Source organism: Ruegeria sp. HKCCD6426 (genome assembly GCF_057221115.1).
The window spans coordinates 1-11,974 of the sequence record NZ_JBWVBF010000003.1; the positions used below are offsets into that span (position 1 = coordinate 1).

Consider the following 11,974-nt stretch of genomic DNA (forward strand, 5'->3'; position numbering starts at 1 on the left):
TCATCGACCCGTCTTGCGGCGGTAATCCCATCGAACTGACCGAAGAAAACCTGACCACGCTGTTTAAGGCAGTATTGTGATCAGCCGATCATTGTGCAAGTAACGCCACCGGCCCGCATTTTGGGCCGGTTTTCTCTGCTCGAAAGGTCCGGATGTGACACCGTTTGTCATCGCCATCATTTTGACGGCAGCGCTGCTGCACGCGGTTTGGAATGCGATTGTCAAAACCGCGGCCGACCGGACGACGACTCTGGGTCTTGTAGCGTTGGGTCACGTCATACCTGCAACGGTCATGATTCTGTTGCTGCCGCTGCCCAGTGCGGAGAGTTTTCCATATATCCTGATCTCGACCGTCGTGCATTTCGGGTATTACTACATGCTGGGCAAGGCGTATCAGCATGGGGATCTAAGCGTCGTCTACCCAATTGCCCGGGGCGTTGTACCGGCGCTTGTGGCTTTGTGGGCTTTGCTGTTGGTGGGCGAAGTGCTGCCGTTGCAAGCCTGGGGCGGGATCGCGTTGATCGCGGTTGGCATCCAACTGAGCAGTTGGAAGGCCCTGCGGTCTGGCGTCGGGCTTTGGGCCTTTGGTTTTGCTCTTGGCACGGGCTTTTGTATATCGATCTATTCGGTCGTTGATGGCGTCGGCGTGCGGCTGTCCGGCAACACGCTCAGTTACTGGGCTTGGGGCGCGTTCCTGCACGTGTTCATCGCTGGGTTCATCGGCATTCGGAAAGGGAAGACTCTGGCCGCGCTTTCCGCCAAAACGTGGATGCTCGGTATACTGGGTGGCCTGGTGTCAATGACGGCCTATGGACTGGTGCTCTATGCTAAGAACTTTGCCCCGCTGGGCGCAGTTTCGGCGCTCAGGGAAACCTCGGTTGTTTTTGCTGCTCTGATTGGCTTTGTCTTCCTGAAAGAGGGCTATTGGATGCGGCGGCTGGGTTCTGCGGTATTGATGGCAGTCGGAGTCGCTCTGATCGGTATGGCCGTCTGAAACCAGCGTCCGCAACAGGCAACCTTGCTGATCGCGCCCTTCGTCTCGCATATTAGGTGTGACTGACGAGGGAGCGCATTTCATGACCAAAGAGATTGTTCTGATCCACGGCGCTTTTGCCGGGCCGTGGTGCATGGAGCGTTACGCGGGTTTCTTCCGCAACCGGGGTTGGACGGTACACACCCCGGCGCTGCGCTATCACGACGGAGACCCAAAGGCCGAGCCTGATCCCGGTCTGACCAATACCAGCGTCCTGGACTATGCCAATGATATTGCGGATTTCGTTCAGGGACTCGACAGCAAGCCGGTCATTCTGGGCCACGCCATTGCGGGTGTGGTGGCGCAGCAGGTGGCTTCCCGTGGGTTGGCTAGCGCTATCGTTCTGATCAACCCCAACGCGCCGTGGGGCACGCTGCCGGAAACCGATGACGAGCGCGCCGTGCCGCGCGCACTGATGGAGGGCGGAGCGTTCTGGAAACAGCCCATGCGGGTCGAGTTCGATCTGATGGCCCCCTTTGCGCTCAATAAAATGCCCGAGGCGCAACAGCATGGGGTATTCGACCGTCTGGGCGCCGAAAGCGGGCGGGTGATGTTCGAGATGTTCTTTTGGATGTTCGACGACCACCACGCGATGAAGGTCGATATCGACAAGGTCGACTGCCCGGTTCTGATCGTGTCAGGCACCGAGGACCGAGCCGTGAACCCCAATACCTGCCGCGCGCTGGCCAAACTGTACGGAGACCGTGCGTCCTTCCTGCCCGTGGAAAACCACGCGCATTTCCTGTTCATGGAACCCGGCTGGGAAAAACCTGCCGGGCAGATTGCCGTTTGGCTGGACGAGAAGGTAGGCTAGGGCGCCCACCTGCCCATCCTCTCAGTTATTGGTCGAGAAGGTGCTCTGCGGTTTCCATTTCAGAGTGCCGTCGCTTTCGCGATGACAGCGCAGCAGACGTTCCTGGATCGTGCGGACCGTTTCGGTGACAGTGTTATCGCCGGTCAACAGGACAAAGGAGTCTTGTGAATAGGCCATGCCGTCGTAATAGCAGAACCGCGTCTCGGCGCCGTCCGGAATGGGAGAGGCAGTGGTCAGTGTCTGTTGCGCGGTTGCTTGGCTGGCCAGCAGGGCAAAAGCCAGCCCGAGGGTTAGTGTTTTCATGTCGTCCTCCCGTTCGAATATCTGTTCGTCTCATTGGGTCTTGGACGCTCGGAACCTCAAATTTCGTTCTTGGATGACGGGTTGAGGGTAAGTGTGAACGAGATCAACGGGTTAGGCAAGAGGTGTGTTTGCGTGCGGCTTGTAGAGATGTTCCTCACCTACTACCACAGGCGTGATGCTAGGCGTCATGCACGTGCCCCACTCGCCCCCAATAGGCTGATAGATTATTTGAATAATCCTCGAGGTTATGGTCGTTCTTCATCGCGCAGGGTCGTAATAGCAGATAAGGGGTACCCATCGAATACATCCCGAGCGGTCATATCATACCGTTCCCAAGTGGCGTTAATTACAGTGTCCAAAATAGCCTCTTGTTTCAGAACATAGTTCTGTAGCTATCCCTCGCTGAATTAGGTCTTGGGAGAGGTATTTGAGGTGCCGAGAAGCAAAGCTGGGGCCGCTAAAAGCGCACAAAATGGTTTTTGATGTATGCGAACTTCTACTGTCTCGGACGGTCAAGGCACCAACAGACACACAAGCAAGATACTTACCGACAATGTATTCCTTCAGTGGGTCGGGATTTGGATGCAGCCCCCACAGACGAAAAGCTTGCCCATCATCAAAAAAGACCTCACCGTAGGAAGATACTCCAATCACATTTTTTCGGAAATCCGGGCTTGGGAAGTACATTTCTGCAAATCCTTGAGATCCAAAACTGAAGGATAATAGCAATGAAACCATCGGTAGAAGCCCCTGTCTCGCAAGCGGTGCTTTGTATCTCATTATCTTGTGACCTCTTTTGGAAATGGAACAAGCGTACGGCAATCTTCAGGAAATCCGAGGCGAGCTCTCCAGATGGTAGGGTTTGATCTGGCAAGAACGCATGAAGTTATTCCACGCTATTAAATACGCATCCAGATCGACTCACCCTGAATCCGATCCACCAAATTCCGGCGCTGAAGACCTAGGCGGTTAAACATCCAACTCCTCAACAAACCGCGCGTTCTCCTGAATGTACTGGAACCGCAGTTCGGGTTTTTTGCCCATCAGGCGCTCGACTAGATCGCCGGTCTCGCCGGGTTCGTCCTCGTCGATGGTGACGCGGATCAGTTTGCGCGAGGCCGGGTCCATCGTGGTCTCTTTCAGGTCCTTGGCGTCCATCTCACCCAGACCTTTGAAGCGCGAGACGTCGATCTTGCCCTTGCCGCCCAGACCTTTCTCAAGCCACTCGTCGCGCTCGGTCTCGTCCAGACAATAGACGCGCTTGGCGCCTTGGGTCAGGCGATAGAGAGGCGGGCAGGCGAGGTACAGGTGGCCCGCGTCGATCATCGGGCGCATCTGGGTAAAGAAGAACGTCATCAGCAGCGAGGCGATATGCGCCCCGTCCACATCTGCATCCGTCATGATGATGATCTTGTCATAGCGCAGGTCGTCGACGTTGAACTTGGTGCCAAGCCCTACACCCAGCGCCTGAGTCAAATCGCTGATCTCGGCATTGGTGCCCAGCTTGGAACTGGCCGCGCCCAACACGTTCAGAATCTTGCCGCGCAGGGGCAGCAGGGCCTGTGTCTTACGATTGCGACCCATTTTTGCGGAACCACCCGCAGAATCGCCCTCGACGATGAATAATTCCGTGCCGTCCCGTGTTGAACTAGAGCAGTCCACCAGCTTGCCGGGAAGACGAAGTTTCTTAGTGGCGGATTTGCGTTGTGTTTCCTTCTCGGCCCGTCTGCGCAGACGTTCCTCGGACCTCAGGATGAGGAAGTCGAGAATGGCGCCGGCGGACTTCGTGTCTGCGGCCAGCCAGTTGTCGAAATGGTCGCGGACCGAGTTTTCGACCAGCCGTTGTGCTTCGACCGTGGCAAGGCGGTCCTTGGTCTGGCCGACAAACTCGGGCTCACTGATAAAGCACGACACCAGCGCGCAGCCGCCGGTGATCAGATCTTCACGTGTAATCTGCGCGGCCTTCTTGTTGTTGATCAACTCGCCATAGGCTTTGATCCCCTTAAGGACAGCGGCCCAGAAACCTGCGACATGCGTCCCGCCTTCGGGCGTAGGGACGGTGTTACAGTAGGACTGGATGAACCCGTCGCGCGAGGGCGTCCAATTGATCGCCCATTCGACCTTGCCGGGGGTGCGGAATTTCTCCTGAAAGTCCACGGTGCCAGCGAAGGGCTGATCGGCATAGGTAGACGAGCCGTTCATCGTTTCCTTTAGGTAATCCGACAGACCGCCGGGGAAGTGGAAGCTGGCCTCGGTCGGCGTCTCGCCGTCATCGATGGCAGACTTCCAGCGGATTTCCACGCCCGAGAACAGGTAGGCTTTGGAACGGATCGATTTGAACAGACGAGCCGGTTTGAACTTGTGATGGCCGAAGATTTCAGCATCGGCATGGAAAGTTACGGTTGTGCCTCGCCGGTTCGGCGCTGCGCCCACTTTTTCGACCGGGCCTTGTGGAATTCCACGCGAGAACCGCTGTTCGAAAAGCAGTTTGTCGCGGGCCACCTGCACGACCATCGAATCCGACAGCGCGTTGACGACCGAGGCGCCCACGCCATGCAGGCCGCCCGAGGTCTGATAGGCTTTGCCCGAGAACTTGCCGCCCGCGTGCAGGGTACACAGGATCACCTCAAGCGCGGATTTGTCCGGGAACTTTGGATGCGGGTCGATCGGAATACCGCGGCCGTTGTCACGCACGGTCAGGGCATAGTCTTCGTGCAATTCCACCTCGATCCGATTGGCGTGACCGGCGACGGCCTCATCCATCGAGTTATCGAGGATTTCGGCCACCATATGATGCAGTGCACGCTCATCGGTGCCGCCGATATACATGCCGGGGCGTTTGCGGACCGGTTCCAGCCCTTCAAGCACCTCAATAGAAGAGGCGTCATAGGCGGCGGTGGCGCTAGGCGTCAACAGATCGTCGGGCATGGGTGCTGCTCTTGTTTTTGAGTTTCCCCTATTATGGCAGGTGATGTGGTCCGGGGGAAGAGGGGCGCGAGGTGTTGTGGAGAACCAGCAGCGAAATGCTTTGCCGCGTGAAAGACCTTGCTGTCAAAGAGTATTTAGTCCCCCAGCTCCTTGATCAGAAGCTTCGCACCGCAGATGCCAATTATTGTACAGTGAATTTTCCGGCTCAAGCCATTCTGATTGGATTCTCAGCCTTGTGAAACAGGTCTTAAGTGATTTGGAAACGTGAGACAGCATGTACCTGGAAATTGTGCCCGTAAGTTCCAAGTATGTCGCAGGAATTCGAAAGAAAGGTCAGCCGCACAACCTAGTCAGGATGCGCGGTGAACTGGTTTAGTGCGACTCCACCGGGCCGTTGTTAACAGAGGAGGCTCGCGACCGGTCAACTGTTGGGCTAGGCTCTGTTTCCACACCGGCGTCCTGGGGTTTTTTGAACGGATACACGAGCTGCCCCACATAGTTTTCTGGAATCTCTTCGTCGACGCCGTAACGCTCTGGCATATGTTCCGGCATGTGGGCCGTTCCGAAAACGATGTCCCAAAAGGAAAGCTGACCAGCAAAATTCTTGTCATAGGCTTCGCGGTGGTTCGAGTGATGCCAGTGATGAAACTGAGGCGATGCGAAAAACCACTTCAGCGGCCCAAAATGCACCCGGATGTTGGAATGCAGCAGAAGTGCATGCCATTGGTAGATCACTCCTGAAACTATTATTGCAGCTTCCGAAAACCCAAGCACAAAGATCGGAACAAGGGATGTCCCTTTTACTATGACCTGATCGACCGGGTGAACCCGATAGGCGGCCAGCCAGTCCAGTTCTTCGCTGCTGTGGTGTACAGCGTGAAACCGCCAAAGAATAGGGACCGTGTGCATAAGACGATGGGACAAATAGAATCCGAGGTCGGCGATGATAATGACTGCAGGGATTTGCACCAACAAGGGAAGACCGCGAACGGATTCCTGCCAAGAGTTGGGAAGCGCTGCGGTCCCGAACAGAAATGCGGCATAGATAACGCCAAAAAGGCCGATCCGTATTACTATGCCAGAGAAGAAGAAGTGCAGAACATCCGTGGACCAACCGCGTCTGAAGAACTTGGCCTTTTCATGGATGGGCAGCACATGTTCCAGCGGTACGAACACCAGAAGGAACAGAAGGAAAGAGCGGATATCAAACCATTCGAGGATCATGTCACGCCTCTAATAGATTCCAGGAAGAAGTCTGTGTCGGGCGAGTTCCGAATATGCCGGATCAGTTCCCAGGAGCCGCTCTTCGGCACGAATGCGCCAAAAGAAGAGGCCCCAGCACAGGCCAAGCACGATCGCGTTGTTGACAGTCGGCCCTGCCAGCAAAAGCCCCGCTTGTGAGATCATGTAACCCGTATACATTGGATGCCTAACTAGCTTATAAACTCCGGACGCTTTGACGCCGCGATTGGCGGCGACGACGCCGAAACTACGCCTCAGCGTTAGTTTCGCGGTGACGTGGATAGCTAGGCCAACAATCAATAGTCCTGTGACTACGGTCGGATCCACGATTGGATTGCCGCTCGTGGGGCCAAAAAGCAGGGCAAGAAACGTTCCGGCAAAACCTATCAACCAATCATCCACGCGCGTGCTGATTGCTTCGGTGCTTCTTCTCAAAAGGATGAACATCATCACGATGAGTTGGTCTGCAAGGTAGAACAGCGTGACAGTAGAGCCCGTCTCGAGGTATCCGTTAACCATTCTGTAGGCAAAAAATGAGAATACGACGCACAACAGATATTTCTCAAACGTATCCAGGAACGTTGGTCGTTGACGAAGAAATTCTGTAAACATTTGTGTGCTTTCGCTCAAAAAGTGCCGTTGGCTCGTTACCTGCCGCAGAAATTTGTTCGATTTATGGCGCTGGATTATGGTGCAATTTGTTTCTCGGCATTGTTGCGATTGAAGCCCGATTTTCGTTTCGCGCCATGAAAAGAGACGTTCTGGGATGCGATTGCACAGCGCGCGAGGCGCCAATTTCCCTGCGCCGGTATCATATTGATTGACAGGGTTTAATTGTGCGAATTGGATCGTATCCAACACAGCTTCTGCAGCGACATGCCTTCGCTTCGAGGGTTCGGTAAACTCCGTCCCGGCCTGAAGCCGGTGAAGTGTTGATAGAAGCTGGAAGAAGACCCAGGTCACCTTTGACCTGACAAAAATGTCTTTCAGAGGCAAAGGAAGGAGACCCGATGAGCTGGATCAAGACCATTCCGTTTGAAGAGGCAACGGGCAAGCTTAGAAAACTCTATGACCGGGTCACAGGCCCGGGCGGCAATGTGGACAACATCATGATGGTGCATTCTCTGCGCCCACATTCGATGGAAGGCCATATGGGGATGTATAAAAACGTCTTACATCATTCTGCCAATCAGATCCCAAAGTGGTTTCTCGAGGTTTTGGGCGTTTGGGTCAGCGCGCTGAACCGGTGCGAGTACTGTGTCGAACACCATTTCAACGGGCTGCAGCGATTGCTGGGCGACAAGGAGCGCGGTAACGCCATTCGAACAGCGATTGAACACCGTGAACCGTGCGAGGCGCCATTGGATGCGGCGCAAATTGCTGCGATGGAATATGCACGAAAGTTGACAGAAGCACCGGCGGATCTGACTGAATCGGACGTTCAGGCTCTTCGTGATGCGGGTTGGGATGACGGTGAGATCCTCGAGATCAATCAAGTGTGTTCCTATTTTTCTTACGCAAACCGTACCGTGTTGGGATTGGGGTGTTCAACCAAAGGGGACATATTGGGCTTGTCTCCCAACAATTCGGATAACCCCGAAGATTGGGGGCATCGCTGAAGGCGGAAAACTGGCCGGTCGAGGCGGAAGCTTGCTGTGGGATTGGTGAGCGAGTTTCCCTTCGAGAGTACGCTTGAAGCTGGATGAATGGTGCGCGCTGTTTTCGCATGGCACCGGATCGCGTGGACTGTCGGTTCGTGTTGTGAGATGGAACTCGGCCTATTTTGACTTTCCGATGGCATAAGTCTCACTTTGAAATAAATCAGATCTTCTCTTGTCTCGGGCAAATGGCGGCCCTAAGGCTGGCGGGATGAACAAGGTGATGACATATCCGGCTCATTTTCGAGCCATAGCGGTGCTGGGGCTGCCGCTAATCGGTGGGCATCTCGCGCAGTTTGCGATCGGGTTGACCGATACCATCATGCTGGGTTGGTACGGTGTCGAGGCGCTGGCCGCCGTGACGCTTGCCAGCAGCTATTTCTTTGTTTTGTTTCTATTCGGCGCAGGTTTCGGATTGGCCGTCATGCCAATGGTCGCCACCTCTGCCGCGGAAGAAGATGAGACCAGCATTCGACGCTCGACACGAATGGGGCTGTGGCTGTCCTTGCTTTATGCGACTGTGATGATGCCACTGCTGTGGTGGTCCTACCCGATTCTGATCGGGTTGAAGCAAGAGCCCCAAGTTGCTGAAACTGCATCGGAATATCTGAGGATCGCCGGATGGGGGTTGTTTCCAGCATTGCTGGTGATGGTGCTAAAGTCTTATCTGGCAGCGCTGGAGCGGACGCAGATTGTCTTGTGGATCACTGTGCTGGCCGCGCTGGTTAATGGGGTTACCAATTACGCTCTGATCTTTGGTAACTGGGGTGCGCCCGAATTAGGGGCCGCCGGTGCGGCTATTGCTTCAGTCGTGACGCAAGTTGTCTCGCTGATATGTGTGGTGATCTACGCGGTTCGAGCATTGCCCGAGCACAGTCTGTTCCAACGTTTCTGGCGCCCGGACTGGGAAATGTTTTTCAGCGTATTGCGGCTGGGTATTCCGATCGGTCTGACGACTTTGGCCGAAGTGTCGTTATTTGCGACCTCCGCCGTGATGATGGGCTGGCTGGGGCAAGTGCCACTGGCAGCACATGGAATTGCGATGACTCTTGCGTCTGCGACGTTCATGGTACATCTCGGCCTTTCCAACGTGGCAACGATCCGGGCGGGCAATGCTCTGGGCCGGCGTGACCGAGCGCATTTGGAAAAAGGGGCGATCGCTGTTACAGGTATGTCTTTGGTGATGTCCTTTATGGCGATCGTGTTGTTCCTGACTTGCGCCGAGCCGCTGATTTCGCTGTTTATCGAGTCAGATAATCCACAGCGTCCACTGATCTTGGCGATCGGGACCGGCCTTCTGGCAATGGCTGCTCTGTTTCAGTTGGTAGACGGCGCACAGGTCATCGCGCTGGGTCTGTTGCGCGGACTGCAGGACGCGAAGATACCATTGGTCATGGCTGCGCTCAGCTACTGGGGCGTAGGAATTACAGCCTCTTATTTTTTTGGATTCGTCCAGGAAATGGGCGGGATCGGTGTCTGGTTGGGCCTTGTCCTTGGCCTCGCCTTTGCGGCGGTATTGCTCATGGCTCGTTTCTGGTTGAGGTCCGTCCGCGGAATTCCCGTTCCTGCGGAATAACCCGATCCCGTCTCAGTCTTTGTTCAAACGATCAGCCTTTTTGCGAACCAACACAGTGCGTAGGTCGTGCATTGCCATCAACAGCCGGTCAGTGACGTCCTCCAGTTGATCGTCCGAAGCCTTGGACTGTGCCCATTGAGTTGTCCGGTTCAGATGATCCACCGCGCGATGAATGTCATCGATGTCCCGCATTTCCAACAGGGTTCTGCGCTCGTCCATCCAACGGGCGATCTCTGCGGATTCGGCCGACGTCAGAACATGTTGTCCGTGAGGTTTGACCTCTCCATTGCGGATGTTGAGAACGGCAATCTGGTTCAATTCGATCCGCTGCTGACGGTTTTCTGTATCGACCCTGAACACGGCTGCACCATTCTCGCGCACGCGAAAGTAAAACTCAGGCAGTTCTGCAGTCATGTGTTCCTCCGTGGTCAGGTCAATTCGGCGCAAAACCGTTGGATACGGGTGCAAGCCTCTTTCAACGCCTCATCGGAAGTTGCATAGCTGACCCGGAAATTGGGCGACAGACCAAAGGCCGCGCCAAAGACTATAGCCACATCTGCCTCTTCCAGAAGTGCGTTGGCGAAGGTTTCATCCGAATCGATGATGGTTCCAGCGGGCGTCGTCTTGCCGATCAGGCCAGCGATGGAGGGATAGACATAAAAAGCGCCTTCTGGTGTAGGGCAGGTAATGCCTTCAATCCGGTTTAGCATTTCGACAACCAGGTCGCGACGGCGTTTGAAAATGTCCGCGTTGGGGGCCAGAAACGCCTGCGTGCCATTCAGCGCCTCGACCGCAGCCCATTGGCTAACCGAGCAGGGGTTCGACGTCGATTGCGACTGGATCTTGCGCATCGCCGCGATGATCTCGACCGGGCCGGCTGCATATCCAATGCGCCAGCCGGTCATGGCATATGCTTTGGACACGCCATTGCAGGTGAGCGTCCGGTCATAGAGCTGGGGTTCGACCTCGGCGGGCGTGCAGAATTCAAATCCGTCATAGGCCAGATGCTCGTACATATCATCAGACATTATCCAGACATGTGGATGACGTATCAGGACCTCGGTAAGCGCCTTCAGTTCGTCTCGGCTGTATCCGGCTCCTGTCGGGTTGGAGGGCGAATTGAAAATGAACCACTTGGTTTTGGGCGTGATCGCCGCCTCTAATTGCTCAGGTGTCAGCTTGAAATTGTTTTCCAGAGTGGTTTCAACCACGACCGGAGTCCCCCCGGCCAGCAATACCATATCTGGATAGCTGACCCAGTAGGGCGCAGGGATGACGACTTCGTCACCGTCATTCATCGTTGCCATCAGGGCATTGTACAACGTCTGCTTGCCACCCGTTCCGACGGAAATCTGGGCAGGTGTGTAATCCAACCCGTGATCACGCTTCATCTTGGCGCAAGCCGCCTGTTTCAGCTCGGGAATGCCGTCGGGTGCAGTGTACTTCGTTTTGCCAGCCGCGATTGCCGCTACGGCGGCGTCCTTGATGTTCTGGGGAGTGTCGAAATCCGGCTCACCTGCGCTCAGACCGATGACATCGCGCCCTGCCGCTTTCAACTCGGCTGCTTTCGCGGTCATGGCAATCGTCGGAGAGGGTTTGACGCGCGACAGTGTCGCAGACAGGAAGGTCATGGCGGCCTCGGTTTGTAAGTTGGTCCGGACTGTCATAGGGTGCGCCAGAAATACGATCAAGTCATACAGGCTACATGTGCAGGAGACCCCAATGAACGACGAAACGGACTGGTTCGGGCCGAACGCGGCGACATTCGGGGATCGTGTAGCGGGCGCGCGTGAGGCCACAGGAATGACGCAGACACAATTGGCCCGTCGCCTGGGCGTCAAGAAAGCCACCGTCGTCGGATGGGAAGATGATGTGTCTGAACCCCGGGCAAACAAGCTTTCGATGATGGCCGGTATGCTCAACGTCTCGATCATGTGGTTGCTCACAGGCGAGGGTGAGGGCACGGATGCCCCGAATGCGATCAGTGACGGAAATACTGACCTGGCGCCTCTGGTTGCCGAGATGCGTTCCATTCGGGGGGAAATGCGTGCCAGCTCCGAACGGTTGGCGCGCGTTGAAAAAGCTTTACGCCAAAAACTGGAAGAAAGCGAATGACCGAGCCGCGCGAAACGCGGATTAAACGCATGAAAATGCGTTCAATGCGGCGTGGGATCAAGGAAATGGATCTGATCCTGTCTGCTTATGCCGATCGCAATCTGAACACGATGGATCTGGCCCAGTTGGATACTTACGACGCGCTGTTGCACGAAAACGATCAGGACCTTTATCAATGGGTTACAGGTCAGGCTGCTGCACCAGAGCCCTTTGCAGAGCTGATCGCTGAAATCGCGGAAACCTTTCAAAAATAGACTAAAATTCGGCTTAACCGATTTTTCGGGAATTCGCGTCATCTTGTCTGC

At 55.4% G+C, this 11,974-nt stretch carries 12 protein-coding genes; 6 read left to right on the forward strand and 6 right to left on the reverse strand.

All coding sequences use genetic code 11. The features are described from left to right. The first annotated feature begins 154 nt into the window (after positions 1-154). Both AC2TDA_RS08790 and AC2TDA_RS08795 read left to right on the forward strand, forming a co-directional pair. The gene (locus tag AC2TDA_RS08790) at positions 155-994 is read left to right on the forward strand and encodes an EamA family transporter (protein ID WP_480878974.1); all 840 of its coding nucleotides are present in this window, start codon (positions 155-157) and stop codon (positions 992-994) included. An 82-nt stretch (positions 995-1,076) separates the two neighbouring features. After that, the gene (locus tag AC2TDA_RS08795) at positions 1,077-1,847 is read left to right on the forward strand and encodes an alpha/beta hydrolase (protein WP_480878975.1); all 771 of its coding nucleotides are present in this window, start codon (positions 1,077-1,079) and stop codon (positions 1,845-1,847) included. Between the two features lie 21 nt (positions 1,848-1,868). Here the strand turns inward: AC2TDA_RS08795 and AC2TDA_RS08800 are convergent, their stop codons facing one another. From AC2TDA_RS08800 to AC2TDA_RS08815, 4 genes are all read right to left on the reverse strand, one after another. Continuing rightward, on the reverse strand, positions 1,869-2,150 hold the full coding sequence (locus tag AC2TDA_RS08800) for a hypothetical protein (protein WP_480846247.1): 282 nt from the start codon (positions 2,148-2,150) through the stop codon (positions 1,869-1,871). A 969-nt stretch (positions 2,151-3,119) separates the two neighbouring features. Further along, a complete protein-coding gene (gene parE / locus AC2TDA_RS08805) occupies positions 3,120-5,078 on the reverse strand; it encodes a DNA topoisomerase IV subunit B (RefSeq protein ID WP_480846246.1) in 1,959 nt (652 codons plus the stop codon). A 372-nt stretch (positions 5,079-5,450) separates the two neighbouring features. Continuing rightward, a complete protein-coding gene (locus AC2TDA_RS08810) occupies positions 5,451-6,302 on the reverse strand; it encodes a sterol desaturase family protein (protein WP_480846244.1) in 852 nt (283 codons plus the stop codon). A gap of 9 nt (positions 6,303-6,311) precedes the next feature. Continuing rightward, the gene (locus AC2TDA_RS08815) at positions 6,312-7,178 is read right to left on the reverse strand and encodes a methyltransferase family protein (RefSeq protein WP_480846243.1); all 867 of its coding nucleotides are present in this window, start codon (positions 7,176-7,178) and stop codon (positions 6,312-6,314) included. Positions 7,179-7,330: 152 nt separating this feature from the next. Here AC2TDA_RS08815 and AC2TDA_RS08820 point away from each other — a divergent pair, with 152 nt between their 5' ends. Beyond that, entirely contained in the window at positions 7,331-7,939 is a 609-nt protein-coding gene (locus tag AC2TDA_RS08820; protein WP_480878977.1) for a carboxymuconolactone decarboxylase family protein, read from the forward strand. Between the two features lie 250 nt (positions 7,940-8,189). Further along, complete coding sequence (locus AC2TDA_RS08825; RefSeq protein WP_480846241.1) at positions 8,190-9,554, forward strand: MATE family efflux transporter; 1,365 nt, start codon at positions 8,190-8,192, stop codon at positions 9,552-9,554. A gap of 12 nt (positions 9,555-9,566) precedes the next feature. Here the strand turns inward: AC2TDA_RS08825 and AC2TDA_RS08830 are convergent, their stop codons facing one another. Next, complete coding sequence (locus tag AC2TDA_RS08830) at positions 9,567-9,968, reverse strand: hypothetical protein (RefSeq protein WP_480878979.1); 402 nt, start codon at positions 9,966-9,968, stop codon at positions 9,567-9,569. 14 nt (positions 9,969-9,982) lie between these two features. Then, complete coding sequence (locus AC2TDA_RS08835) at positions 9,983-11,185, reverse strand: pyridoxal phosphate-dependent aminotransferase (RefSeq protein WP_480879487.1); 1,203 nt, start codon at positions 11,183-11,185, stop codon at positions 9,983-9,985. 91 nt (positions 11,186-11,276) lie between these two features. Between AC2TDA_RS08835 and AC2TDA_RS08840 the strand changes: the two genes are divergently transcribed. Together AC2TDA_RS08840 and AC2TDA_RS08845 are read left to right on the forward strand one after the other, a co-directional pair. Then, complete coding sequence (locus AC2TDA_RS08840; protein ID WP_480846238.1) at positions 11,277-11,669, forward strand: helix-turn-helix domain-containing protein; 393 nt, start codon at positions 11,277-11,279, stop codon at positions 11,667-11,669. Beyond that, positions 11,666-11,923, forward strand: coding sequence for a succinate dehydrogenase assembly factor 2 (locus tag AC2TDA_RS08845; RefSeq protein ID WP_480846237.1), 258 nt, complete (start codon positions 11,666-11,668; stop codon positions 11,921-11,923). The genes AC2TDA_RS08840 and AC2TDA_RS08845 overlap by 4 nt, the downstream gene beginning before the upstream one ends. Positions 11,924-11,974 lie beyond the last annotated feature (51 nt).

Excerpts from the sequence above, each read along its gene's own strand:
- AC2TDA_RS08795 (WP_480878975.1), top strand. The coding sequence starts at position 1,077 with ATGACCAAAGAGATTGTTCTGATCCACGGCGCTTTTGCCGGGCCGTGG.
- AC2TDA_RS08800 (WP_480846247.1), bottom strand. The coding sequence starts at position 2,150 with ATGAAAACACTAACCCTCGGGCTGGCTTTTGCCCTGCTGGCCAGCCAA.
- parE (WP_480846246.1), bottom strand. The coding sequence starts at position 5,078 with ATGCCCGACGATCTGTTGACGCCTAGCGCCACCGCCGCCTATGACGCC.
- AC2TDA_RS08810 (WP_480846244.1), bottom strand. The coding sequence starts at position 6,302 with ATGATCCTCGAATGGTTTGATATCCGCTCTTTCCTTCTGTTCCTTCTG.
- AC2TDA_RS08820 (WP_480878977.1), top strand. The coding sequence starts at position 7,331 with ATGAGCTGGATCAAGACCATTCCGTTTGAAGAGGCAACGGGCAAGCTT.
- AC2TDA_RS08825 (WP_480846241.1), top strand. The coding sequence starts at position 8,190 with ATGAACAAGGTGATGACATATCCGGCTCATTTTCGAGCCATAGCGGTG.
- AC2TDA_RS08830 (WP_480878979.1), bottom strand. The coding sequence starts at position 9,968 with ATGACTGCAGAACTGCCTGAGTTTTACTTTCGCGTGCGCGAGAATGGT.
- AC2TDA_RS08835 (WP_480879487.1), bottom strand. The coding sequence starts at position 11,185 with ATGACCTTCCTGTCTGCGACACTGTCGCGCGTCAAACCCTCTCCGACG.
- AC2TDA_RS08840 (WP_480846238.1), top strand. The coding sequence starts at position 11,277 with ATGAACGACGAAACGGACTGGTTCGGGCCGAACGCGGCGACATTCGGG.
- AC2TDA_RS08845 (WP_480846237.1), top strand. The coding sequence starts at position 11,666 with ATGACCGAGCCGCGCGAAACGCGGATTAAACGCATGAAAATGCGTTCA.